Consider the following 22,807-nt stretch of genomic DNA (forward strand, 5'->3'; position numbering starts at 1 on the left):
AGGGTGCTGTTGCGCTGCGGACGGCGCCAGCACTCCACACCCGCAGCAGCACCGGCACTTCCCGTGCCGTGAAAGGATCGTGTTTCATGGAGGTCATCATCCTCCCCAGCAGCAAGGAAGTCGGCGCTCTCGCCGCCGACGCCATCGAGGACCTGGTCCGCAGCAAGCCAACTGCCGTCCTGGGACTGGCCACCGGTTCCTCGCCGCTTCCCATCTACGACGAACTGGCCCGGCGCCACGACGAGGCCGGTCTGAGCTTCACGCAGGTCCACGGCTTCGCGCTTGACGAGTACGTCGGCCTGCCTGCAGGACACTTTGAGTCCTACCGGGAGGTGATCCGCCGTGAGTTCACCAACCGGGTGGACGTCGCCGCGGAAAACGTGCACGGCCCCGACGGCACCGCCGCGGACATCCTCGGAGCCTGCCACGCCTACGAGGAAGCCATCAAGGCCGCGGGGGGCGTGGACCTGCAAATCCTCGGTGTCGGCACCAACGGGCACATCGGCTTCAACGAGCCCGGATCCTCGCTGGCCTCGCGGACTCGCATCAAGACCCTGGCGGAACAGACACGCCAGGACAATTCGCGCTTCTTCGACAGCATCGACCAGGTACCGCACCACGTGGTGACCCAAGGACTGGGGACCATCATGGACGCCCGGCACGTGGTTCTGGTCGCCGTTGGCGCCGGCAAGGCCCAGGCCATCCGCGATTTCGTGGAGGGGCCGGTTTCCGCGGCCTGCCCGGCCTCCGTGCTGCAGTTCCATCCGCATGTCACCATCGTCATCGACGAGGCGGCCGCCACCCGGCTGGCCGGCGCGGATTCCTACCGCCACGCCTTTGGCAACAAGCCGGCCTGGCAGGGGCTCTAGTTCCACCTGCGGGAGCACATCCGTGGCACAGCGGGGAGGCAGCCGGTTGGGTGGGCCCACGACCGCGAGGGACCCGCTGCGAGCTTGCGAGCAGTGGGAGCCGTTGGGGACTTGCGAGCAGTGGGAGCGGTTGGGGACGACGGCGGTGGGCGGCTTAGGCGACTGACCCGCCCACCGCCGTCATACTCTTTTTTGTTGAGATGTCAGATTTTCCCCCGGCGGCTCCCTCCACTCGCAAGCTTGTGAGGGAACCCTCGCCGCCGAGGGCCCAGACGCACGTCGGGGCGGAAGCCTCGGCGAGTCGCCCGGGGAGAGACGCTAGAATAGTTGTCATGAGCCTGCCACCAGACCCCTTCGAAAATGCTCCCATGCACGGCCCCGGCCAAACCGGCGGGTCCACCGCTGTGATTGAACGCGAGGAACTGCGCCAGGAGGTGGAACCGGGCGACAGCGAACGGTTCTCGCACTATGTGCGCAAGGAAAAGATCATGGAATCGGCCCTGACCGGCGATCCCGTGGTGGCGCTGTGCGGCAAGGTGTGGACACCGGGCCGTGACCCCCACAAGTTCCCCGTCTGCCCTGACTGCAAGGCCATTTACGAGGGCATGAACCCCAGTGGCGGCAAGGGCAAAGGCCCAAAGAATCCCAAGAAGTAGCAGCATTAACAGCAGTTTCAGGGGCGCGGCACCGTGCTGTTCCGTACCTTGATGCGGCGTGCCCCGGCGGGGGAGACGTTTATGGAAGAAGTGATTTGATGGCGGGAAATTCGTGACGGAAACATTGTTTGGTGGCCCGTCGCTGCCTCCCGCCTACCCGGAACGGGCGGCCTGGGGCACGGCGCAAAAGCTGCGCGCCTGGCAGACCGAGGCGATGGAAAAGTACTTCTCCGAAAGTCCCCGCGACTTTTTGGCCGTTGCAACGCCGGGCGCCGGGAAGACCACCTTTGCCTTGCACATTGCCACGGAGCTGATTGCGCGCGGCACCATCAACCGCGTCACGATCGTCACGCCCACCGACCATCTGAAGCGCCAGTGGGCGGATGCCGCGGCGAAGGTGGGCATCTCGATTGACCCGAACTTCAAGAACGCCGACGGCCGCCACGGCAGGGGATTCGTTGGCGTCGCCGTCACTTATGCGCAGGTGGCCAGCAAGCCGTTGCTGCACCGGGCCAAGACGGAAGCCGCCCGCACGCTGGTCATCATGGATGAGATCCACCACGGTGGCGACGCGCTTTCCTGGGGCGACGGCATCCGTGAGGCATTTGACCCCGCGGCGCGCCGCCTGGGGCTGACCGGGACACCGTTCCGTTCCGACACGGCCGCGATTCCGTTTGTGGAGTACGCGGAGGACCGCGACGGCATCCGCCGTTCCAAGGCCGATTACACGTATGGCTACGGCGAGGCGCTTAAGGACCATGTGGTGCGCCCCGTCATGTTCATGGCGTACTCGGGGCAGATGCGTTGGCGCACCAGCGCCGGCGAGGAGATGGCCGCAACCCTCGGCGCCCCAGTCACCAAGGACATCACCTCACAGGCTTGGCGCACGGCGCTGAACCCGGCCGGAGAGTGGATTCCGGCCGTGCTGGCAGCCGCAGACAAGCGCCTCACCGAGGTGCGCCGCGCCGTGCCCGACGCCGGTGGCCTGGTCATTGCCACAGACCACGACGACGCCCGGGCCTATGCCGGCCAGCTGAAGAAGATCACCGGTGAATCGCCCACCGTAATCCTGTCCGACGACGCGAAGGCCTCCGACAAGATCGACTCGTTTTCCGCCAGTGAAAAGCGCTGGATGGTGGCCGTGCGCATGGTGTCCGAAGGCGTCGACGTCCCCCGCCTGGCTGTCGGCGTTTACGCCACCTCTACCGCGACGCCGCTGTTCTTCGCCCAGGCCGTCGGCCGTTTTGTGCGTGCCCGGAAGCGGGGGGAGACGGCGTCGATCTTTTTGCCGTCCGTGCCCAACCTGATGGAGCTGGCCAACCAGCTCGAGCTCGAACGCGACCATGCCCTGGACCGACCGGACAAGGACCCGGACGGGTTCCAGGACGACGAGGAAATGGACGAGGCCAACCGCGAGGAGAAGGCTTCCGACACGCTGGAGAAATTCAAGTTTGAGGCGCTGGAGTCCCAGGCGTCCTTTGACAGGGTCCTGTTCGACGGCGGCGAATTCGGTGCCGGCGGTGAAATCGGCAGTGACGACGAGCTGGACTTCCTCGGCATCCCCGGGCTGCTCGACGCCGAGCAGGTGGGCGTGTTGCTGCGCCAACGCCAGGCGGACCAGCAGACCCGCCGACGTGGCAAGGCTGCCGCGGCGCCGGAACCGGAAGCCCCCGCCGTGGTGGACCACCGCATGCTCATGGACCTGCGCGGCGAACTGGCGAAGAACGTCTCCGCATGGAGCGCCCGCTCCGGCATGCCGCACGGCATGGTGCACAGCGAACTGCGACGGGTTTGCGGTGGCCCCGCCGTGGCCCAGGCCAACGAGCCCCAGCTGCAGCAGCGCCTGAAGAAGCTCCAGGACTGGTTCGTCGGGCGCAAATAGCGGAATCGGCGGGCCGTCACAGGCCCGGCATTTTTCCGGCGGGGCCCACGGGAGCGAGGGCCCCGCTGCGAGCTTGCGAGCAGTGGGAGCGCCTGGGGACTATCCGACGCGTCGGCGGCGGGCGGCCTTTGGCCTCTCCTTTACGTTGCCTACAAAAAATGCCGGCTCCTGTTCCGGCGTCAGGTTCCCGGAGCTGCGCCCGCTGCCTATCGGACCACTACGCCCGCATCCGCGAGTCCGTCGAGGACGGTCTTTGGCATAGTACTGTTGTGGCGGCTTTCCGGGGAGTAGATCCGCCCGTAGTACAGTTCTGGCGGGTTGCTTGAGTCGCCGGGTCGCCACAGCCGAACCCTCGGCGCCGGGGGCCCAAATCGACAGAGACGCGTCTCTCGAGGCAGCGGATCCGGTGTCTTCGGAGGCGACGTCAGGGAGGCCGAGGCCGCCAGCGGCCGAGTGGCCGGAAAGTCGCCGAGAAGATGCCGGTCCGCAGCCGGAGGTGTCCACCGGCCTGCGCCGAAGGTGACCAGGGCCGGCGCCGGAAGCGACCACCGGGAACGGGCTATTTGACCTCCACGCCCGCGTCCACGAGCTCGTCGAGGGCTTCTTCGCTGGCGTCTTCGTCCACACCGGCCACAAAGCCGCGCAGCACTGTGGTGTTGTAGCCGGCATTGACGGCGTCCAGTGCGGTGGCCCGGACACAGAAGTCCGTGGCGATGCCCACGACCACGACGTCCTCGACGTCGTTTTCGCGCAGCCAGTCGTCCAAGCTGACAGCGGCGTCCCCGTCCTCCGGATTGGCGGCCTCATGGGCCTCGCGCTCACCAACCATGACCTCGTCCTCCGGGGCCAGCAGCCCGTCAAAACCGGAGTAGGCGGCGTCATACTTCCCTTTGCGGAAGTATGCGTCGATGTCCTCCGTGTCCAGGTTGCGGTGCAGCGCGGCGCCCTTTGACCCGGCCAGGCAGTGCACCGGCCAGCTGTTGACAAAATCCGGGGCGTCGGAGAAGTGGCTGCCCGGGTCGATGTGCCAGTCCTGCGTGGCAACGATGAAATCAAAGTCCAGGGTCTCGGAGATGAGCTCGGTGATCTCGGACGCCAGCTCGGCCCCGCCCGCCACGGCCAGCGAGCCGCCTTCGCAGAAATCGTTCTGCACGTCCACGATAATGAGTGCCTTTGCCATGGGTGGCTCCTTTAGTTCCGTACTGTCGAGGGCTGGATGTATTCGGTGGGGATGACGGGGTCGCCACGCTGCAGCCGGCGGGCAGCGCCCGGCAGCTCCGCCATCGAGGCGGCGTGGCGCTCGGTGGCCCGGCGCACACCCTCCGGGCCGGTCCACCCGGGAATCGTCACGCCGTCGTGCATGAACTCCTGGATCAGCGGGCGGTCATTGCCGTCATTGACCGGCATTTCGCCAATGCCGACCACCTCGGCGGTCGCCAGCCCGCGGCCGTTGAGCCGGCGCAGGGCGAACTTCTTGCCACCCACGCTGGCCTTGTTCTTGGCAGCCTTGGCCACAGGGATGAACCGGCCGCCGTCGTCTTCGCGGGAGACCAGCTTGTAGACCATCGAGGCGGTGGGCGCGCCGGATCCGGTGACCAGGGAGGTGCCCACACCGTAGGAGTCCACGGGGGCGGCGGCCAGGGCGGCGATGGCAAATTCATCAAGGTCGGAGGTGACGGTGATGCGGGTGTTGACGTTGCCGAGCGAGTCCAGCAGCGCCCGGACGTCGTGCGCCTGGGCGAGGAGGTCGCCCGAGTCAAGGCGGACGCCGCCCAGGCCGGGGCCCGCAATGGCGACGGCCTTGCGTACGGCGGCTTCGACGTCGTACGTGTCCACCAGGAGGGTGGTGCCGGCGCCCATGGACTGGACCTGGGCGCGGAAGGCCTCCTCCTCGGAGTCATGCAGCAGGGTGAAGGAATGGGCGGCTGTGCCCTGGGTCAGCACGCCGTAGCGCAGCCCGCATTCCAGGTTGGAGGTGCTGTGGAAGCCGGCGATCACGGCGGCGCGGGAGGCGGCCACGGCGGACTCCTCGTGCGTGCGGCGGGATCCCATTTCGATGCAGGGCCGGGAGCCGGCGGCGGTGATCATGCGCGACGCGGCGGAGGCGATGGCGGAGTCGTGGTTCAGCACGGAGAGCACGTACGTCTCCAGGATGCAGGCCTCAGCAAAGGTGGATTCGATGGTCAGGATTGGCGAATTCGGGAAATACAGTTCGCCCTCTGCGTAACCGTAAATGTTGCCGGAGAACTTGAAGTCGGCCAGCCACGCCAGGGTTTCGTCGTTGACCACCTCATTTTGCGCCAGAAAATTCAGCTCGTCCGGGCCGAATCGGAACTCCTCGAGCCCCTCCAGCAGCCGGCCCGTGCCCCCCACAACCCCGTAGCGGCGCCCGTCCGGGAGCCTGCGGGCAAAGGCCTCGAACACGCTGCGGCGGTGGGCGGCCCCGGAATGCAGGGCTGCCTGGAGCATGGTGAGCTCGTAGTGGTCCGTGAACAGGGAGGTGCGGGGATGTCCCCAGCCGGATGCAGTAGTCACGGAATTTACTTTAGTGGGGCAACACTAGAATGGACACATGAGTGTCAGCACAGCCCCGGAAACGGATCGGGACCTATCCACGCACGAACTCGCCTCCCCTGACATCCCCTGGGAGTTGATTGTGTGGAATGACCCCGTGAATCTAATGAGCTATGTCAGTTACGTATTCCAAAGCTATTTTGGCTATTCCGAAGCGAAGGCCGCCGAATTGATGATGCAGGTGCACACCGAGGGAAAGTCGGCGGTCGCCCGCGGGGCCAAGGAAAAGATGGAGGCCCACGCAGTGGCAATGCACGGCTTTGGCCTCTGGGCAACGGTTCAGAAGGGCGGCGCACGTGGCTAAGGCCTTCAACGCCGGCCGCCGCGGCATCGCCGGCTTCCTCGAACCTGCCGAACGCGACCTCCTGCGCAAGCTCTTCGCGGACATCATCACCATGCTTGAACCCGCCCGGCCCGCCCACGAGGACCCGCTCGCGGCGCTGATCGGCCTGGACATGGACGTCACCGTGCCCACCGACCCCGCCCTTCTGCGCCTCCTGCCCGATGCCGTGAAGGACGACGCCGGCTCCGCACTTGAGTTCCGCCAGCTCACCGAACGCTCGCTGCGGGAAACGAAGATCGGGGCGCTGCGCGCGGCCTCCCTGGACCTCGACAAGGAAAAGCTGGTCCTGGACCCGGAAACGGCGCGACTCTGGTCCATGGCCCTCAACGACGTCCGGCTGGTGCTGGCCCAGCGGCTGGAAATACGGGACGAGGACGACGCTGAACGGGTCCACGAGGTGCAGGACTGGGGTGACGCGGACGACGTCGAAAGTTACCTCTCGCTGGTCTACAACTTTGTCTCGTGGCTGCAGGAAAGCCTCGTCCAGGCCATGCTCGCGGGCCTGAAGAGTGGCAAATAGGCTCCGGTGTCGGCCCGAATGTGCGCCTCCTGTGACAAAACAGACGCGGCCAAAAGTATCCGGCTGCCCGGCATTGCATCTAGTCTGAAACGATTATGAGCACAACACCCGGGGGACCCCAGACCACAGCCCAGCCAGATGCGGCCGCGAGCCCCTTGGCGGACCGGGCCATCGGCATTTTTGATTCGGGCGTGGGCGGGTTGACCGTGGCGCGCGCCGTCATCGACCAACTGCCCAACGAATCCATCCTGTACGTGGGCGACACCGCGAACGGCCCCTACGGGCCCCTGCCCATCGCCGAGGTGCGGGCCAACGCCCTGGGCGTCATGGACGAACTGGTGGACGCCGGCGTGAAGCTGCTGGTGATTGCCTGCAACTCCGCGTCCGCCGCAGTGCTGCGCGATGCCCGGGAACGCTACACGGCCCGGTACGGCATCCCCGTTATCGAGGTCATCCAGCCTGCCGTGCGGCGTGCCGTGGCCGCCACCCGCACGGGAAATGTGGGCGTCATCGGCACCGTTGCCACGGTGGGCTCGCGCGCCTATGAGGACACCTTCGCCGCCGCGCCGGACCTTCGGATCACGTCCGTGGCCTGCCCTGATTTTGTGCGCTTTGTGGAATCCGGAATTACTGCCGGCCCCGAACTGCTCTCCACGGCGGAGGCGTATTTGGCGCCGCTGCGGGAGGCCAAGGTGGACACCCTGGTGCTTGGCTGCACCCACTACCCGCTGCTCACCGGCGTGATCTCCTACGTGATGGGGGATTCGGTCACGCTCGTCTCAAGCGCCGAGGAAACGGCCAAGGACGTCTACAAGGCGCTGGTCAGCCACGACCTGGAACGGCTTTCCACCCTTGCACCCACCCACACCTTCCTGTCCACGGGCGACGCCGGCGGGTTCGGCGTCCTGGCCCGTCGGTTCCTGGGCCCGGAAGTCCGGGGCGTGGAGCAGGCCAGCCACGTGTCCGCGCACTACCCCACCGGTTCCATGGCCCGCATCACGCCGGACATGATTGCCGCCGCCCGCGCAGCAGGCCCCGGCAGCGCGCGGATCTCCAATTTTGTTTTGCAGGACCCAGCGGGCAGACTGGCCGTTTCCGGGCCGGCATTGGGGAGCTGAGATGAAACTGACGATCATAGGGTGCAGCGGGTCCTTCCCGGGTCCGTCGTCGGCAGCTTCCTGCTACCTGTTGACGGCGCACGACGGCGTCCGGCCGTGGCGCGTGCTGCTGGACCTTGGCAGCGGGGCCCTCGGCGATGTCCAAAAGTACATGGACCTGGAGGATATCGACGCCATCTTCCTCACCCACCTGCACCCGGACCACTGCATGGACCTGTGCGGCCTGCACGTGGCCGTGCGCTGGAACCCTCACGGGTGGAACCGCGGGCGGATCCGCGTATGGGGGCCGGAGGCGACGGCGGACAGGCTCGCCACCGCCTATGGCCTGGAGCTGGACCCCGGGATGCGCGGCGAGTTCGATTTTCAGAACTGGCAGGCGCTGGAACCGGTCACGGTGGGGCCCTTCAAGGTCACCCCGTACCCTGTGAACCATCCCGTGGCCGAGGCCTACGCCCTCCGGATTGAAACCACCGAATATGACGGCACCGGCGTCGACCGGACAAGCACGCTGACGTATTCCGGGGACACGGACGCCTGTGAGGCTCTCGAGGACGCGGCACGGGACGCCCACTTTTTTCTCTGTGAGGCTGCCTTCGAAGAGGGCCGCGACGACCACATCAAGGACGTCCACCTGACCGGCAAGCGTGCCGGCGAAGCGGCCGAGCGGGCCAACGCGCGCAGGCTCCTGCTGACGCACATCCCCGTGTGGACGGACCCCAACACCGTGGTTGCAGAGGCCCGTGAAGTGTTTTCCCGTGACGTTTCCGTCGCCGTGGCCGGGGTCCATTACACCATCTAGGCAACGGCCCGAGCCCGGTCACCGGCCCTCCTTGATCCTGGGGCCCTACCGCCGCGGCACGTTGCCATTTCGTCACGTTTTGGCCCGCCCCGGGGACGCCGCGGCTCCGCCCGGGCATACTGGGAGCATCTGGATTCGCCTTGCGAAAGTGGTGCGTCATGAAACAGGTCCATCTGCTGCTTGCCGCAGGTGTTGCGGTGTCGCTGGCAGGGTGCGCGCCCGCCGCCGTCGCGACCACCCCGGGCGGCCCTGCGCCGTCGAACTCGGCGCCAGCGGAAAGCCGGGCAACGGCGACGCCCGCGGCCCCGGTCATCAGGATCTCCCCGGGTTATGCCGGCAGCGGGTCCATGACGCCGGCCCTCGAGGAATTGTACGCCCTGGTCGATGACAACCACGAAGTGTTTTCCGGGGCCTGGTTCCTTGGCAAGCCGTCCAAGCTTGTGATGGGCGTGGCCCGCCCGGACGCCCCGGCGGCGGTGCAATTCGAGTCGTTGCGAAAGCAGCTCGACCCCGAGGGCAGGGCCACAGCGGTTGTGCCGGCCAAGTACTCCCTGGCCGAGATGCTCGGGATCCAGAAGGAGGTCTTGGACAAGTACATGACCAAACGCCAAAACACCGTTCAGGGCCTGGGCCCGGACCCCGTGAACGAGGCGGTCAATGTCACGATCCTTCGCACCGCCTCCGAGCCGCCGCTGCAGGAGAACCCCACCGTGCTGGCCATCGCCGCCAAGTACGGAAACGCAGTCGAATTTGAGGAAACATCCGGCGTCGGCACGCTGGATTTAGCGGCTTTGCCGGCTCCGCCGCATCGCCCGGCGCCGCCAGAATCATCCGAAATGATCATGTTTGTGCGGCCGATGTCCGATAGGGTCGGGAGTACCGATGCACAAGATTATGGGGAGTCTGACGGTGGCTGGGAAAGGCCGGCGGAACTGCCCAGCCGTTCACAGTAAAGGACTTTCACCATGAGCAACACCCCGATGCCAAGCTACAATCCGGACTGGTCGCAGCAGGGCGGCGCACCTGCACCCGTTCCCGTAAAGCCGAAGCAGGTGGGTTGGGCCTTCCAATTGATTCTGGCCGCAGCCGTCCTGCAGGTCATCGGGGCCATCTTCGGCGTCGTCAACGCAACCTCCGACAAGTTCCGCGCGAATGCCGCTGAGACGATCGCCAAGCAAAATATGAAGAGCAACGGCCAGGATCTGGTGCAGGCCGCCGTGACGACCACCATCGTCCTAATCGTCGTTGTGGCAGTGGTGGCAGTGGTTCTTTACGTCATCATCGGCCTGTTCATCAACAAGGGCGCCGGCTGGGCGCGCATCACCGGGCTGGTGCTGGCCGTGATTTCGCTTAGCCAGCTCGTCAGCCTCTCCATGCCCGCGGGAATCTTCACCGTCCTCCAGGTGCTGGCCGGCATCGCCGCCATCGTCCTGTGCTTCATCAAGCCCGGCTCGCAGTACTTCACAGATAGGAAGAACTTCAAGCTGGCCAACAAGGGCCGCTGACCGCCCGTCCAGCATCCCGGCGCAGGCATGGGGGACTGTTCTGCGCACCGTGCCTGCCGTGCCGGGCGCAGGACAGTGTCCTGCGCCCGGCAGGTTACGTTGGCGGCGCAGAACAGGACGGCTCGCCCGGGGGCCCTCGGACGCTAGGCTTATACCCATGACATCCAGCGAGACTGCATTCCTGCGCGCCGACGGCCGCACCACCGACCAACTCCGCGACATCACCATCACACGCGGCTGGTCCAAGCAGGCCGAAGGCTCGGCCCTGATTGAATTCGGCAACACCCGCGTGCTGTGCACCGCCTCCCTGACGGCCGGCGTGCCGCGCTGGCTCAAGGGCGAGGGCACCGGCTGGGTCACGGCCGAATACGCCATGCTGCCGCGCGCCACCAACACCCGCAATTCCCGCGAATCCGTCAAGGGCCGGATCGGCGGCCGCACGCACGAGATCTCCCGCCTGATCGGCCGCTCGCTGCGCTCCATCATTGACACCAAGGCACTCGGCGAGAACACCATCGTCCTGGATTGTGACGTCTTGCAGGCCGACGGCGGCACCCGCACCGCTGCGATCACCGGCGCGTATGTGGCCCTGGCCGACGCCATCGCCTACGCCAAGGAAAACAAGCTGATCCCCAAGAACTCCCAGCCGCTCCTTGACACGGTCTCCGCCATCTCCGTGGGCATCATCGACGGGGTCCCCATGCTGGACCTTCCCTACGTTGAGGACGTCCGCGCGGAGACCGACATGAACGTGGTGGTCACCGGCTCCGGCAAATTCGTGGAGGTCCAGGGCACTGCCGAAGGCGCCCCATTCGACCGCGACGAGCTGAACAAACTTCTGGACCTGGCGTTGATCGGCACCAGCCAACTGGCCCAAATCCAGCGCGAAACCCTCGACGCGAAGTGACCGGACCGCGCCTGGTCCTGGCCACCCACAACCAGGGCAAGCTGCGCGAACTGCGCGAGCTGCTGCGCGGGCAGGTACCCGGGCTCGACGTGGACGTGGACGTGGTCGACGCCGGTGCGTTAGGCGCGCCTGACGTCAAGGAAACGGGGGTCACCTTTGCCGAAAACTCGCGGTTGAAGGCCTCCGAGGTTGCGCGATTCACCGGTGTCCTTGCCATCGCCGACGATTCAGGCCTCGCCGTGGACGTACTGGGCGGGGCTCCGGGGATCTTCTCGGCCCGGTGGGCAGGCACGCACGGGGATGACGCGGCGAACCTTTCCCTGTTGCTGTCTCAGCTGGCGGACATCGACGCCGCCCACCGGGGCGCCCGATTTGTTTGCGCGGCTGCCCTTGCAAGTCCGGACGGCGTGCTGGACGTGGTGGAGGAGGGAACCCTGGAAGGCACCCTGCTCACGGCACCGCGCGGTGACGGCGGCTTCGGCTACGACCCCATCCTGGCGCCCCTGGGCCTGGCGAAGTCCTGCGCCGAGCTGACCGGCGAAGAGAAGAACGCCATCAGCCACCGTGGCAACGCCTTCCGGGCACTGCTGCCGCACATCGTCGAGGCCCTCGCGCGGCAGTAGGGCACCTTCCGTTGCAGTCAGGGTCAAGCCCAGAAATTCCATAACGCAGTTGTTGGACGGATTGTCCCGAAATTGTGGCATTTCGGTCCATCAACTGCGTTATGGATCCGCTGGCGGGCACATCGAAAAGGCGGCCCCGTCGCACTTCCGGGCACGACCCGCGCATGGCTGCGGGTTCAGGGCCACTGCGTCCTCAGTTTCGACTCTTGTGAATTTCGTACTATGGAAACCAAATTTCTTCTTGCGGAATTTACGTTATGCGCCTTACACTTTTTGTGTGGCCTCGACGAGGAGGCTGCAGGCTAGTGATTGGTCAAGATCGATGGACATTTCCGACCCCGCGCCCCCTCAGCAGCACCATGAGGGCGGTCTCCGGCACGAACACGGCGACCACATCCTGCACTATCCACCCAGCGGGGAAGTCCCCGGCCTGCCCCGGATCAGTGCGACCCTGTACAACCAGGACCTCGCCCCAACAAAGCGGGAGGGCCGGCACTGGACGTCCTACAGCATCTTCGCCCTGTGGGCCAACGATGTGCACAGCCTGGGCAACTACGGGTTCATACTCGGCCTGTTTGCCCTTGGCCTGGGCAGCTGGCAGATCCTGCTTGCGCTGGCGATTGGCGCCGTCCTGCTTTTCTTCCTGCTCACTTACTCGGGCTTCATGGGACACAAGACCGGGGTCCCCTTTCCGGTCATGAGCCGCATCGCCTTTGGCATCCGCGGTGCCCAGCTTCCGGCCGCCGTCCGCGGTGCCGTCGCCGTCATCTGGTTTGGCATCCAGACTTACCTTGCCACGCTCGTGCTGCGCGTCATGCTCATCGCGATCGACCCCTCGCTTGGCCGGTTTGACCACAACTCCTTCCTCGGGCTTTCAACCCTCGGCTGGGCGACGTTCATCTTCCTGTGGATCGTGCAGGTGGTAATCGTCCGTTTCGGCATGGACATGATCCGCAGGTACGAGGTGTTCGCCGGTCCTGTCGTCCTGGTTACACTCATTGCCCTGGCGGTGTGGATGTTCCTCGAGGCCGGCATGTCGATTTCCTTCTCCACCGACCATCCGCTCACCGGCGGTGCCATGTGGCGCAGCATTTTTGGCGGCGCGGCCCTATGGGTGACCATTTACGGCACCTTTGTGCTGAACTTCTGCGACTTCACCCGGGCATCCAAGTCCCGCAAGTCCATTGTCAGGGGCAACATCTGGGGCATTCCGATCAACACCATGCTTTTTGGTGTCATCGCGGTGGTCATGGCCGGCGCCCAGTTCAAGATCAATGGCCACATCATCACCAGCCCCTCGGACATCGTTGAGGCGGTCCCCAACACCGTCCTGGTGGTCCTGGCCAGCCTGGCGCTACTGGTGCTGACCATTGCGGTGAACATGATGGCGAATTTCGTCGCTCCCGTGTACGCCTTGAACAACCTCTTTCCAAAACACATGAACTTTGCCCGTGCAAGTGTGGTTTCCGCCCTCATTGGCCTGGTCATCCTGCCCTGGAACCTGTACAACAACCCCGTGGTGATCGTTTACTTCCTCGGCGGCCTGGGCGCCCTTCTTGGCCCGCTGTTCGGCATCATCATGGTGGACTACTGGATCCTGCGCAAGAGCCGGATCAACGTGCCGGCGCTTTACACGCAGCAGGATTCCGGGCCGTACTTCTACCAGCGCGGTGTCAATTCGAAGGCCATCATCGCCTTCATTCCGGCCGCACTTATCGCGATCGTCTTTGGCCTCGTGCCGTTCTTTTCCGCCATCGCCGACTTTTCCTGGTTCTTCGGCGCAGGCATCGGCGCGTTGGTTTTCTACGTCATATCCGAGCGCAACCCACACGCCGAGGACGTTTCAGGCGATCCGATCGCTGTCGCCAGCACGCACTAGCAGGGCAAGAACACAAGGCGGCCCCCGGCACTTGCGCCGGGGGCAGCCGTCGTACTATAAGGCGTGAAGGCTAGGACTTCCTGGCCCTGCGGCCGGACAGGAAGGCCTTGGCCAGTTCAACGAAGATGGGGATGACGGAGACCAGGACAATCAGGATGAAGATGATGTCCAGGTTCTTTTGCACCCAGGGGAAGCGGTCGCCAAGGATGTAGCCCAGGAGCGTGACGCCGCCGGCCCACAACACGGCGCCGATGGCGTTGAAGATCACGAAGTGGCGCATGTTCATCCGTGCCACGCCCACGATGACCGGCACAAAGGTGCGCACAATCGGCACAAAGCGGGCCAGGATCAGGGCCTTGCCGCCGTGCTTTTCAAAGAAGGCGTGCGCGTGCTCAACATGGTCCTTCTTGAACAATTTCGAGTCGGGCTTATTGAAGATGGCGGGGCCTGCCTTGGCTCCAATATAGTAGCCGGCCTGGTTGCCGACGAAGGCGCACACGACCAGCAGGAGGATCAGCACGCCAATGTTGACCGGAAGCTTGCCGGTGCTGGTGAGCAGTCCGGCCGTGAAGAGCAGGGAGTCCCCGGGAAGGAAAAAGCCCACCAGCAGTCCGGTCTCGGCAAAGATGATGGCACAGGCGATGACGACGACCCAGAAGCCGAGGGCGGGGTTGTCGAGGATGTTGACGGGGTCGAGCCAAGGCGGCAGAAAGCCCATCGGGGCAGGGCCGTGGCCCACCAGGGCGGGCAGGGCGAAGTCACTCAGAGCTGAAAGTATCACCATTCAAGGGTACGGTACCTGCCCCTGGGCGATCCTCCATCCACGGGTGGATGCCACCCAGGAAGGCGCCCAGGAAACCAGGGCCGGGACAGTCGCGGTTTACCCGTTTAGGGGGCCGCGCCAAGCGCCAGAGGGTCCTGGCGGACTACTTGACAGACGCGCCCAGGGTTGTATGGTTAGTTACATGAGTAATGAACCGATCAACTGATGCGACGCCGGTCAGCGGTTCTTCGAAAAGGACTGGTCCTGTGATTGATGACAGCAAGCCGATCTTTCGCCAGATTGCTGAAATGGTCGAGAACGACATCGTGGACGGGCGGTTGGCCGAAGAGGCCCAGGTGCCGTCGACGAACGAATTTGCCGCCTTCCACCGGATCAACCCGGCCACGGCCGCCAAAGGCGTCAACAGGTTGGTGGACGACGGAATCCTCTACAAGAGACGGGGCATTGGCATGTTTGTTGCCACTGGTGCACGAGCCGTGTTGCTGGGCCGGCGCCGGGAAGATTTTTACGAACAATTTGTCCGGCCGTTGGCCAGGGAGGCCCGCAAGCTGGGGATCGACGGCGGCCAGCTCGCTGAGATGCTGGCCCGGGAACGGGGCGGCCAGGAGCAGGAAGGGAACGCCATGAACCAGAAAGAAGGGGCACTGTGAGCATTCAAATTGTCCGCGTGGACAAGGTGACCAAGACCTACCGCGAGCTGACCGCCCTCGACGGCGTCAGCCTGGTCCTGGAACAAGACAAGATCTACGGGCTGCTTGGCCGCAACGGCGCCGGCAAGACCACGCTCATGTCCATTATGACCGCGCAGGGTTTTGCCACCGGCGGCGAGGTGCGTGTCTTTGGCGAAAACCCCTATGAAAACGAAAAGGTGCTCAGCCGGATCTGCTTCATCAGGGAATCACAAAAGTACCCGGACGACTTCAATGCAGGGCACGCGTTCAAGTCCGCCGCCCTGTTTTACCGGAACTGGGACAACGCCCTGGCCCGGCAGCTGGCGGAGGATTTCCAGCTGCCGATGAAGCGGCGGATCAAGAAGCTCTCCCGCGGCCAGCTTTCGGCGGTGGGCGTGATCATCGGCCTGGCCTCGCGGGCGGAACTGACGTTCTTTGACGAGCCGTACCTGGGCCTGGACGCCGTGGCCAGGCAGTTGTTCTATGACCGGCTGCTGGCCGACTACGCCGAATTTCCCCGCACCGTCGTGCTGTCCTCCCACCTGATCGACGAGGTCGCCAACATGCTCGAGCACGTCATCGTCATCGACAAGGGCAGGATCATCCTTGACGACGATGCCGAGAACATCCGCGGCTCCGCCGTCGTCCTGGCAGGACGCCGTGAGGCTGTGGAGTCCTTCGCCGCCGGACGCCCGGTGCTGCACCGTGAGCAGATCGGGGCCCTGGTCTCACTGACCCTTGACGGCGCATTGAGCCCTGCCGAACGGCGCGAGGCACAGGACCTGGGCCTGGATCTGGGCCCGGTCTCCCTGCAACAGCTGGTCATCAGGAAAACACTCGACGTCGGGGCCGCCCCCGGGAGCGGTATCACCCCTGCGCCCGACCCAACGGCACCATCTTCAACCCGAACGGGGGCATCACGATGAACCGTGCAGTGGGAGTTGCCAGGATGCAGCTCATCAACAAATGGACCTTCCTGGGCATTCCTGGTGTCATCCTGGTGTCCGCCTTCGCCTTGACCATGGCAATTTGGGCCATGCTTCCGAGCTCCGCGTCCGAAGGCGTGAAGTACTCCGGCGCCGGACAGGCCGTCATGTGGTATTTTTTCGCCCTCGGCATCCAGTCGATGTCGCTGACCTTCCCGTTTGCGCAGGGACTGAGCATTAGCCGCCGGAACTTCTTCATCGGCACCGTGGGTCTGTTCGCCGTGGTGGCCGCGGGGGTCGCCGGACTCTATGTGGTCCTTGGCTACGTGGAAACGGCCACCCACGGCTGGGGCCTGGACGGACAGATGTTTGCCCTGCAGTGGGTGGCCGACCAGTCGTGGCCAATCCAGCTGTTCTTCTACTTTGTGCTCATGATGTTCTTGTTCCTGACGGGGTTCTGGGGTGCAACGCTGTACAAGCGCTGGCAGGCCACTGGGCTGCTGGTGGCGGGCATCGCCCTGGCGGTCCTGCTCGTGGGGGCAGCGGCGCTGGTGACCTGGCAGGGCTGGTGGGCTTCGGTCGGGGCATGGATCATCACGCTGACACCGCTCAGCATCGGCTTGTGGGCCCTGGCACTGGCCGCGCTGCTGGGACTCGGCTCGTACCTAACCCTGCGCCGGGCGACCCCGTAGCATTCCCCACTGGGGAACGGGGGCCGACGGCGGCAGGCGGGGTCCGGCGTCGTCCCCGGCAAGCGGTAGCCTTGACATGTGCCTGTGGACTTTACTGCAATTGATTTTGAAACCGCCAACGGATTCAGGGGATCGCCCTGTTCCGTGGGTTTGACGAAGGTCCGCGGCGGCGTGGTGGTCGATGAAGGGTACTGGCTGATGCGCCCGCCCGCCGGCCACGACCACTTCGATTCCCGCAACATCACCATCCACGGCATCACGCCCGACGACGTCCAGGGGGCCCCGCGCTTCAAGGACGTTTTCGGTGAGGTGCGGGAGTTCATCGGCGCCGACGCGCTCGTGGCGCACAACGCGGCCTTCGACCTCGGGGTGATCCGCTCGGCGTCCGAGGTTTCGGGGATGGCGGCGCCAGCCTTTGACTACGCCTGCACCGTGGTGTTGTCCCGGAAGAACTATTCGCTCCCGTCCTATTCGCTGCCGTTTGTGGCTGAAGCGGCGGGCGTGCCCCTGGTGAAACACCACGACGCCACCGAAGATGCCCGGGCATGCGCCGGCATCATGGTGGACATTGCCGTGAAGCATTGTGCATCTTCGGTGGCCGGCGTCTTCACGTCCATGAAACTGGCCATGCCCCACGCCGATGCGTGGGACCCCGCCAGCGGCGAGCTGTCCAAGGCCACGCGGTCCGCGCTGGAGAAATTGGCGGACGGCGCTCAGGGTGCGCCGGCCCGGTCCGGCGGGCGGGCGAGCTGGTCCACCGAGGGCCCGAACCCGCTGCCCAACCCCTTGGCCGATGTTGCGCACCCGCTCTACGGGCAGACGGTGGTGTTCACCGGCGACCTCGGCCTGCAGCGGCCGGAGGCGAAGCTGCGGGCCGCCCACTACGGAGCCCAGTGCGCCAGCAGCGTCACCCGGAAAACCACCGTCCTGGTGGTGGGCAGCGGCTTCGCGGCAACCGACCTGCGCAACGGCCGGCTGACGTCGAAGGCCTCGCGCGTGCTCGAACTCCAACAGCGCGGACAGGGCATCGAGGTGCTCTCCGAAGGCGAATTCATGCAAATGGTGGGCTAGGCGGCAGCGGTCGAACCGGACCCGGATCCACGGGGCCCGGGAGCCGCGGGAGCTACGCTTTAACGCATGGCCCACCCGAAGATGTACGACGACGGCGATCCCGTGCTGCTCCAGCTGCGGTCCCTGTGCCTGGCCTTTCCGGAGGCCACGGAGAAGGAGGCTTTCGGACGGCCCACCTTCCGCTGCGGGCGGATCTTTGCCTACTACGGACAAGGCCGGACGGGCCATCCGCATCCGTCGTCGATTCAGGTCCTGCCCGACGCCGGCGAGCGTGACGCGCTGCTGGCGGACCGGCGGTTCTATGTGCCGTCATACATCGGGCCGTACGGCTGGGTGGGGCTCGATCTGGAGCTTGGCCCCCCCGACTGGCAGGAGATCGCCGAACTGCTGGACAGCTCGTACCGGCGGATTGCCTCCGCCAGGTGTGTCGCGCTCCTGGACCGGGACGGGTCCCCGGCCGGCCGGGACGCATCAGCCGGAACGTGAATCCGTCATTCTTTGCAACAATCCTTTAGTCCCTGGGGGGAACGGTCCTAATGTTGGGAGATGACCACCTTCAACGAACGGCTGCCCTCTGCCACCGAGTTCATCCAGGTGCCGAAGCCGGGACGCCTGAGGCGGATCTTTGCCTTCCCCAACCCGGTCAATGAGTTCGCCGCCCGGTTCACGGCCGGCATCGTCGTCTTCTTGGCGCTCGTTGCGGTCATCACGGGCCAGACGTGGCTGGTGGGCCTCATTGCCGCCGGCTTTGTGCTGCGGCTTGCTTTTGGCCCGCGGATTTCGCCGGCCGCCCTGCTTTCGGTAAACGTCCTGGCCCCTCTGCTGGGCGAACCGAGGCTGGTCCCCGGGCCGCCGAAGCGTTTCGCCCAAGGGATTGGCGTCGTGCTTTCCGCCGCGGCATTCGTGCTTTTGCTGGCGGGGGCGTCACTGGCCGGCTGGACTCTGATTGTGCTGCTGGTCGTGGCGGCGTCACTGGAGGCGTTCATCGGCCTGTGCCTGGGCTGCGCCATTTTCGGCGTGCTGCAGCGCCGCGGCATCATTCCGGCCGGCATCTGCGAGGAATGTGCGAAATTCTCCGTCCAGACGGTTTAGCGCCCCGGTTCTAGTTGAGCCCGCCGAAGCCCGCGCCGGCGGTCCGGACCTCGCGTGTACTGGTGTTCGCCGAAGATATGGCGTTGTAACGACCGATCCGGAAGCTGGCAACGGTTCCAGCACCAGTTCCAGCGGCGACGCGCGCCGGCCGCCGCCGCACGGATCCGCTGTGGTTCGCGTCAAGCGGCCATCCCCGTATCTGGCGTGATGTAGGGGTATTGGATGCCGCGGTTGGCGGGATCCCCGCCTGGTGGGTGTGCCCCGTCGGCGCCCTGACTGCACGGCCGAGACAGGTCATTTTCGCGTGGCATGCCCGGCTTCCCGGGTGTTAGGCGTTGGAGCTGGTGTTAGCCGCTGGACCGGTGGTTGCAACGTCCTTTTCGTTGCCAACACCAGCCCAAACGCCTCTGCCGCGGCTAACACCAGCACAACTGAAGCCGGACTGTCCGGGTGACCGGTCCACGGAGTCAGGACCTGGCGGGCGCCGGGTCCGCTGAGCTACGCGTTAAGTGGCCCTCCATGCCGCTGCCGCGGGCACCGAGGTCGCAGCAAAGGCGGGCGCCGGCGTCGACTGCCCGCCAGAGGTGTACACTCGCCGGATTTCGCCCGCCAGAGGTGTGCACTCGCCGGATTTCGGCTGGGCCCACGCGCCGGAGGGACCACAATGAGCTTGGGAGTTGGGAGTTGGGAGTTGGGGGAGCGGGTGGGGATCAGCCCCCGAGAAGCTCAGCCGCCGGAACTGCTCAATCACCGACGGTGAGCTTGATCAGCTGCGCGCCCAGGCGGCTGATGACCTGGGGGTCCTCGCACATTCTCAGCCATGCGTCGGGCAGTGCGGCCTCACCGTGGAACGCGCCCAGGATGTTTCCCGCGATGGAGCCGGTGGAGTCGCTGTCGCCGTCGTGGTTGACGGCCAGGCGCATGGCCGCCAGGAAGTGCTCCACCGGCGACACTGCGGAGGGGGCCGTCACCAGCACCGCATACAGTGCGACGGCGATGGCCTCCTCCGCGACCCACCCCAGCCCCAGCGCGTCGGTGAGCGGCACGCCGGAGAGGGGATCGCCGTCGTGCGCGGAAAGGGTGAGGGCAGCATCGAGGCGGGCCAGGAGATCGGCGTCGGCACCGGGCTCGGCGACGGCGCGGGCGCGGGCGGATTCCGCCGCCGCGCGCAGGCCAAGGCCGCCCACGGCCAGCGAATGAATCAGCCAGCTGAACGCGGCGGAGGACTGCCGGGCGGACGGGTGCCCGTGGGTGAGCGAGGCGGCGTCGGAGCTCATCTTGTAGACGGCCTCCGTCGGCACGTGGGGGATCAGGCCATAGGGGGCCGAGCGCATCACCGTGCCGCAACCCTTGGAATCCGGATTGACGGGGCGGAAGACGGTGCCCATGTGGCCCGAGGCAAGCCCCGTGACACAGGCATTTCCCGGATGGCGCTGATGGTGGAGCACGCTCTGGCGGTCAATCCAGCGCGGCTGCGGCTCGGGGGCGGAGCCGGCAGCGGGAATGCCCTGGGTTTTCAGCCAGCGCAGGTAGGCGAGCCACTGGCAGGCGTTGATGTCCGCGCCCACCCCGTCGTTGGCCCACTCCAGGACCTCCAGCAGTCCGTCAAGCGTATAGAGGGTCATCTGGGTGTCGTCGGAGAAATGCACGGGTCCCCGGGCCTGGGACAGGTCCACCAGCCCGGCCGGGCCGAATTTGGCATGAATGGCCTCCAACGAGTCGAATTCCACCAGGTAGCCGAAGGTGTCGCCCAGTGCTCCGCCCATCAGCGTGCCCTGGACACGGCTGGCAAAGTCGGAGGGGGGAGCGTTGACGGTTTCGGGCTGGCTTGTCATGGTTCCAATTTACCGTTTCGGGCGCGTCGGGGCATGCCTGCGTTGCCAGTGCGCCGGCCAAGCGGCTGATTCAGTAGAATGGCCGCACACCACCAACACGAGGAGATCCATGCACGAGCCTGCCTGGCGACGGACCGGCACAACCCCCGACTACAGGTTTTCCCTGGCCAACGAGCGCACGTTTCTGGCGTGGGTCCGCACCGCGCTGGCGCTGCTGGCCGGGGCCGTGGCCATCGACCAGCTGGCGCCGGAGATCGCCCCGACGGTCGTGCGGATCATCCTGTGCATGGTGCTGGCCCTGATCGGCGCCGCGCTGGCCGTGGTCAGCTACCGTCGCTGGGCACACCAGGAACAAGCCATGCGGAACAACCATGAACTGCCCCATTCCTGGCTGATGCTCGGGATGACCGTCGTGGTCGCAGTGGCTGCGCTGATCTTCGCCGTCCTGATCCTGACCCGGCCCTGACCGCCGTGACGGACGCGGAAGGCGCAGCCCGTGATCCCGGGCTGCAGCCCGAACGCACAGCCCTGTCCTGGCGGCGGACCATCATGAGCATCATCGTGGCGGACATCTTCATCTGGCGCGGCTGGTTCCATGCGCTGACCCATGAACGCGCCTCCCCGCCCGGAACCATGGGAGGCGTGTTCGACGCCGGACACTCAAGCCACGTGATCGCCCTGGGGGTCTGCGCCATGGCGGCGTGCCTGACCACCATCATCCTGGTGGCCTGTGCGGTGAGCCGCATCAGGGTGCTGCACTCCGGCGTCGAACGCCTGGACCAGGCAGCGGACATTGCCGCGTCGGCACTTACGCTACGCACAGCATCGGCCGCTATAGTGGCTCTGGCTGTTGCGGCGATCTGCGCCATTGCCTTGGGAATGTAATGTTTACAGGCCCGGGCCTTGGGCCGGACAGAGGCAGCGCAGCCACCCAAAACTTGTTTCCCACCGAAGGACCTTCTTCACCATGAGCACATCCGGAACGGCCCCTGCCCCCGTGCAGCCATACCCGCTGAGCACCCGCATTGCCGTTGAGGCGCTGGGCAGCTTCTTCATTGTCTTTGCAGGACTGGCCACGGCCCTGTTCAGTGCCTCGACATCCGCGGTGGCGTTCGCGTATGGGCTGGCCCTGGTGGCGGCGCTGGTGTCCTTTGGGCACGCCTCCACCGGCTACTTCAATCCGGCGTTCTCCGTGGCCATGGCCGTTGCGGGCCGCATCAAGTGGCTGCCCATGGTCCTGTTCGTCGTGGCCCAGACCATCGGCGCGGTGTTGGCGTCGGGAGTCGTCTACGCCCTGGTGAAGGTCATCCCCTCCGATGCCACCGGAGGCGTTTCGAAGGTGTTTGCCACGCTGGCCAGCGGCTTTGACGACCATTCGCCCCTGAAGGTGCCCATGGTGGGCGTGGTGATTGTCCTCATCGTTGCCACGGCAATCCTGGTGGCCGTCATTTTGGGTGCCACCTCGGTCCGCAACACGACGAAGCTGGCGCCGTTTGGCATCGGCCTGGCCCTGGCGGTCGCTGTCACCATCGCCCTGCCGGTCGGCAACAGCTCGCTGAACCCGGCCGCGGCCACCGCCGTCGTCTTCCTGACCGATCCCTGGGCTGCCGGCCAGCTCTGGGTGTTCTGGCTCGCCCCGCTCTTCGGCGGGGCCCTGGCCGCGGCCATCTACCGTACCTTTGTCCCCCCGGTCCCTGCCGTTGTGGCCGAGACGGACGACGGCGCCACCTCCCCGGGCGACGATGTCGCCTCTTCCGAGGGCCTGGACGACGACACCGACGCGGACGCGCTGCCGAAGCCGGTTGCTGCCGGGCAGGTCAACGCCGGGGCGTCCGACGCCGGGGCGGCCGCCCTGAAAGTCGATGCCCGGAAGCGCAACGACGCCCAGGACTTCTTCGACGCCCCCGGCAAGTAACAGCTCCGAATCCGGCCTGCGGCCGGTGCCGAAAACACGCTCCGAGCGTCGTTTTTCGGCACCGGCCGCAGTTGTATCCGGGGAGGGTTGCACAACACTGCCGGGCCGGACCCCGAAACGGGCAATGTCGGTGCCGTCCGATAGCT

Annotated in this window: 25 protein-coding genes; 21 read left to right on the top strand and 4 right to left on the bottom strand. The window is 65.8% G+C overall.

Annotated features, from left to right (window positions below; genetic code table 11):
• The first annotated feature begins 86 nt into the window (after positions 1-86).
• The 3 genes from nagB to CVV68_RS05285 all read left to right on the top strand — a co-directional run bounded on the left by nagB (position 87) and on the right by CVV68_RS05285 (position 3,407).
• On the top strand, positions 87-869 hold the full coding sequence (nagB, locus tag CVV68_RS05275) for a glucosamine-6-phosphate deaminase (RefSeq protein ID WP_110499961.1): 783 nt from the start codon (positions 87-89) through the stop codon (positions 867-869).
• 332 nt (positions 870-1,201) lie between these two features.
• Entirely contained in the window at positions 1,202-1,525 is a 324-nt protein-coding gene (locus CVV68_RS05280; protein ID WP_110499962.1) for a DUF3039 domain-containing protein, read from the top strand.
• Positions 1,526-1,637: 112 nt separating this feature from the next.
• The gene (locus tag CVV68_RS05285; protein WP_110499963.1) at positions 1,638-3,407 is read left to right on the top strand and encodes a DEAD/DEAH box helicase; all 1,770 of its coding nucleotides are present in this window, start codon (positions 1,638-1,640) and stop codon (positions 3,405-3,407) included.
• A gap of 559 nt (positions 3,408-3,966) precedes the next feature.
• On the opposite strand, the gene CVV68_RS05290 is transcribed toward CVV68_RS05285, so the two are convergent.
• Positions 3,967-4,587 carry an isochorismatase family protein gene (locus CVV68_RS05290; protein ID WP_110499964.1) on the bottom strand — a complete coding sequence of 207 codons (621 nt, stop codon included), beginning with the start codon at positions 4,585-4,587 and terminating at the stop codon, positions 3,967-3,969.
• Between the two features lie 11 nt (positions 4,588-4,598).
• Positions 4,599-5,942, bottom strand: coding sequence for a nicotinate phosphoribosyltransferase (locus tag CVV68_RS05295; protein ID WP_211320728.1), 1,344 nt, complete (start codon positions 5,940-5,942; stop codon positions 4,599-4,601).
• A 37-nt stretch (positions 5,943-5,979) separates the two neighbouring features.
• On the opposite strand from CVV68_RS05295, the gene clpS reads away from it, so the two are divergent.
• From clpS to CVV68_RS05340, 9 genes are all read left to right on the top strand, one after another.
• Complete coding sequence (gene clpS / locus CVV68_RS05300) at positions 5,980-6,285, top strand: ATP-dependent Clp protease adapter ClpS (protein WP_110499965.1); 306 nt, start codon at positions 5,980-5,982, stop codon at positions 6,283-6,285.
• Entirely contained in the window at positions 6,278-6,844 is a 567-nt protein-coding gene (locus CVV68_RS05305) for a DUF2017 domain-containing protein (protein WP_110499966.1), read from the top strand. Before clpS ends, CVV68_RS05305 begins: the two co-directional genes overlap by 8 nt.
• 95 nt (positions 6,845-6,939) lie before the next feature.
• Positions 6,940-7,962: a glutamate racemase gene (murI, locus tag CVV68_RS05310; RefSeq protein WP_110499967.1), complete on the top strand. Its 1,023-nt coding sequence runs from the start codon at positions 6,940-6,942 to the stop codon at positions 7,960-7,962.
• Between the two features lies 1 nt (position 7,963).
• A complete protein-coding gene (locus CVV68_RS05315; protein ID WP_110499968.1) occupies positions 7,964-8,761 on the top strand; it encodes an MBL fold metallo-hydrolase in 798 nt (265 codons plus the stop codon).
• A 158-nt stretch (positions 8,762-8,919) separates the two neighbouring features.
• Entirely contained in the window at positions 8,920-9,714 is a 795-nt protein-coding gene (locus CVV68_RS05320) for a hypothetical protein (protein ID WP_110499969.1), read from the top strand.
• A gap of 12 nt (positions 9,715-9,726) precedes the next feature.
• Complete coding sequence (locus tag CVV68_RS05325) at positions 9,727-10,266, top strand: hypothetical protein (protein ID WP_110499970.1); 540 nt, start codon at positions 9,727-9,729, stop codon at positions 10,264-10,266.
• A gap of 157 nt (positions 10,267-10,423) precedes the next feature.
• Positions 10,424-11,173 carry a ribonuclease PH gene (rph, locus tag CVV68_RS05330; RefSeq protein WP_110499971.1) on the top strand — a complete coding sequence of 250 codons (750 nt, stop codon included), beginning with the start codon at positions 10,424-10,426 and terminating at the stop codon, positions 11,171-11,173.
• Complete coding sequence (gene rdgB, locus CVV68_RS05335; protein WP_110499972.1) at positions 11,170-11,796, top strand: RdgB/HAM1 family non-canonical purine NTP pyrophosphatase; 627 nt, start codon at positions 11,170-11,172, stop codon at positions 11,794-11,796. The genes rph and rdgB overlap by 4 nt, the downstream gene beginning before the upstream one ends.
• A 322-nt stretch (positions 11,797-12,118) precedes the next feature.
• A complete protein-coding gene (locus CVV68_RS05340; protein WP_110499973.1) occupies positions 12,119-13,675 on the top strand; it encodes an NCS1 family nucleobase:cation symporter-1 in 1,557 nt (518 codons plus the stop codon).
• A gap of 70 nt (positions 13,676-13,745) precedes the next feature.
• Here the strand turns inward: CVV68_RS05340 and CVV68_RS05345 are convergent, their stop codons facing one another.
• The gene (locus CVV68_RS05345) at positions 13,746-14,459 is read right to left on the bottom strand and encodes a VTT domain-containing protein (RefSeq protein ID WP_110499974.1); all 714 of its coding nucleotides are present in this window, start codon (positions 14,457-14,459) and stop codon (positions 13,746-13,748) included.
• Positions 14,460-14,704: 245 nt separating this feature from the next.
• Here CVV68_RS05345 and CVV68_RS05350 point away from each other — a divergent pair, with 245 nt between their 5' ends.
• The 6 genes from CVV68_RS05350 to CVV68_RS05375 all read left to right on the top strand — a co-directional run bounded on the left by CVV68_RS05350 (position 14,705) and on the right by CVV68_RS05375 (position 18,911).
• Positions 14,705-15,109, top strand: a complete 405-nt coding sequence (locus CVV68_RS05350) for a GntR family transcriptional regulator (protein ID WP_245933354.1) — start codon at positions 14,705-14,707, stop codon at positions 15,107-15,109.
• On the top strand, positions 15,106-16,056 hold the full coding sequence (locus CVV68_RS05355; RefSeq protein WP_245933355.1) for an ABC transporter ATP-binding protein: 951 nt from the start codon (positions 15,106-15,108) through the stop codon (positions 16,054-16,056). Before CVV68_RS05350 ends, CVV68_RS05355 begins: the two co-directional genes overlap by 4 nt.
• A gap of 23 nt (positions 16,057-16,079) precedes the next feature.
• Positions 16,080-16,748: a hypothetical protein gene (locus tag CVV68_RS05360; protein WP_245933356.1), complete on the top strand. Its 669-nt coding sequence runs from the start codon at positions 16,080-16,082 to the stop codon at positions 16,746-16,748.
• Between the two features lie 78 nt (positions 16,749-16,826).
• Entirely contained in the window at positions 16,827-17,819 is a 993-nt protein-coding gene (locus tag CVV68_RS05365) for a 3'-5' exonuclease (RefSeq protein WP_110499977.1), read from the top strand.
• 66 nt (positions 17,820-17,885) lie between these two features.
• The gene (locus tag CVV68_RS05370; protein WP_110499978.1) at positions 17,886-18,305 is read left to right on the top strand and encodes an MmcQ/YjbR family DNA-binding protein; all 420 of its coding nucleotides are present in this window, start codon (positions 17,886-17,888) and stop codon (positions 18,303-18,305) included.
• A 60-nt stretch (positions 18,306-18,365) separates the two neighbouring features.
• A complete protein-coding gene (locus tag CVV68_RS05375) occupies positions 18,366-18,911 on the top strand; it encodes a DUF4395 domain-containing protein (RefSeq protein WP_110499979.1) in 546 nt (181 codons plus the stop codon).
• Between the two features lie 743 nt (positions 18,912-19,654).
• Here the strand turns inward: CVV68_RS05375 and CVV68_RS05380 are convergent.
• The gene (locus tag CVV68_RS05380) at positions 19,655-20,746 is read right to left on the bottom strand and encodes an ADP-ribosylglycohydrolase family protein (protein ID WP_110499980.1); all 1,092 of its coding nucleotides are present in this window, start codon (positions 20,744-20,746) and stop codon (positions 19,655-19,657) included.
• 109 nt (positions 20,747-20,855) lie between these two features.
• Between CVV68_RS05380 and CVV68_RS05385 the strand changes: the two genes are divergently transcribed.
• The 3 genes from CVV68_RS05385 (at position 20,856) to CVV68_RS05395 (ending at position 22,661) form a co-directional block, all read left to right on the top strand.
• A complete protein-coding gene (locus CVV68_RS05385) occupies positions 20,856-21,212 on the top strand; it encodes a YidH family protein (RefSeq protein WP_110499981.1) in 357 nt (118 codons plus the stop codon).
• Positions 21,213-21,217: 5 nt separating this feature from the next.
• A complete protein-coding gene (locus tag CVV68_RS05390) occupies positions 21,218-21,631 on the top strand; it encodes a DUF202 domain-containing protein (protein ID WP_110499982.1) in 414 nt (137 codons plus the stop codon).
• Positions 21,632-21,713: 82 nt separating this feature from the next.
• Positions 21,714-22,661: an aquaporin gene (locus CVV68_RS05395; RefSeq protein ID WP_110499983.1), complete on the top strand. Its 948-nt coding sequence runs from the start codon at positions 21,714-21,716 to the stop codon at positions 22,659-22,661.
• The last annotated feature ends 146 nt before the right edge of the window (positions 22,662-22,807 follow it).

The organism is Arthrobacter livingstonensis (assembly GCF_003219815.1).
GTDB classification, from domain to species: Bacteria; Actinomycetota; Actinomycetes; order Actinomycetales; family Micrococcaceae; genus Specibacter; species Specibacter livingstonensis.

Bases quoted from the DNA above. Each gene is read 5' to 3' on its own strand.
- CVV68_RS05340 (WP_110499973.1), top strand. From the start codon at position 12,119: ATGGACATTTCCGACCCCGCGCCCCCTCAGCAGCACCATGAGGGCGGT.
- CVV68_RS05280 (WP_110499962.1), top strand. From the start codon at position 1,202: ATGAGCCTGCCACCAGACCCCTTCGAAAATGCTCCCATGCACGGCCCC.
- CVV68_RS05345 (WP_110499974.1), bottom strand. From the start codon at position 14,459: ATGGTGATACTTTCAGCTCTGAGTGACTTCGCCCTGCCCGCCCTGGTG.
- CVV68_RS05385 (WP_110499981.1), top strand. From the start codon at position 20,856: ATGCACGAGCCTGCCTGGCGACGGACCGGCACAACCCCCGACTACAGG.
- CVV68_RS05375 (WP_110499979.1), top strand. From the start codon at position 18,366: ATGACCACCTTCAACGAACGGCTGCCCTCTGCCACCGAGTTCATCCAG.
- CVV68_RS05380 (WP_110499980.1), bottom strand. From the start codon at position 20,746: ATGACAAGCCAGCCCGAAACCGTCAACGCTCCCCCCTCCGACTTTGCC.
- CVV68_RS05320 (WP_110499969.1), top strand. From the start codon at position 8,920: ATGAAACAGGTCCATCTGCTGCTTGCCGCAGGTGTTGCGGTGTCGCTG.
- CVV68_RS05370 (WP_110499978.1), top strand. From the start codon at position 17,886: ATGGCCCACCCGAAGATGTACGACGACGGCGATCCCGTGCTGCTCCAG.
- CVV68_RS05325 (WP_110499970.1), top strand. From the start codon at position 9,727: ATGAGCAACACCCCGATGCCAAGCTACAATCCGGACTGGTCGCAGCAG.
- clpS (WP_110499965.1), top strand. From the start codon at position 5,980: ATGAGTGTCAGCACAGCCCCGGAAACGGATCGGGACCTATCCACGCAC.
- rph (WP_110499971.1), top strand. From the start codon at position 10,424: ATGACATCCAGCGAGACTGCATTCCTGCGCGCCGACGGCCGCACCACC.
- CVV68_RS05360 (WP_245933356.1), top strand. From the start codon at position 16,080: ATGCAGCTCATCAACAAATGGACCTTCCTGGGCATTCCTGGTGTCATC.
- CVV68_RS05290 (WP_110499964.1), bottom strand. From the start codon at position 4,587: ATGGCAAAGGCACTCATTATCGTGGACGTGCAGAACGATTTCTGCGAA.
- murI (WP_110499967.1), top strand. From the start codon at position 6,940: ATGAGCACAACACCCGGGGGACCCCAGACCACAGCCCAGCCAGATGCG.
- CVV68_RS05395 (WP_110499983.1), top strand. From the start codon at position 21,714: ATGAGCACATCCGGAACGGCCCCTGCCCCCGTGCAGCCATACCCGCTG.
- CVV68_RS05315 (WP_110499968.1), top strand. From the start codon at position 7,964: ATGAAACTGACGATCATAGGGTGCAGCGGGTCCTTCCCGGGTCCGTCG.
- nagB (WP_110499961.1), top strand. From the start codon at position 87: ATGGAGGTCATCATCCTCCCCAGCAGCAAGGAAGTCGGCGCTCTCGCC.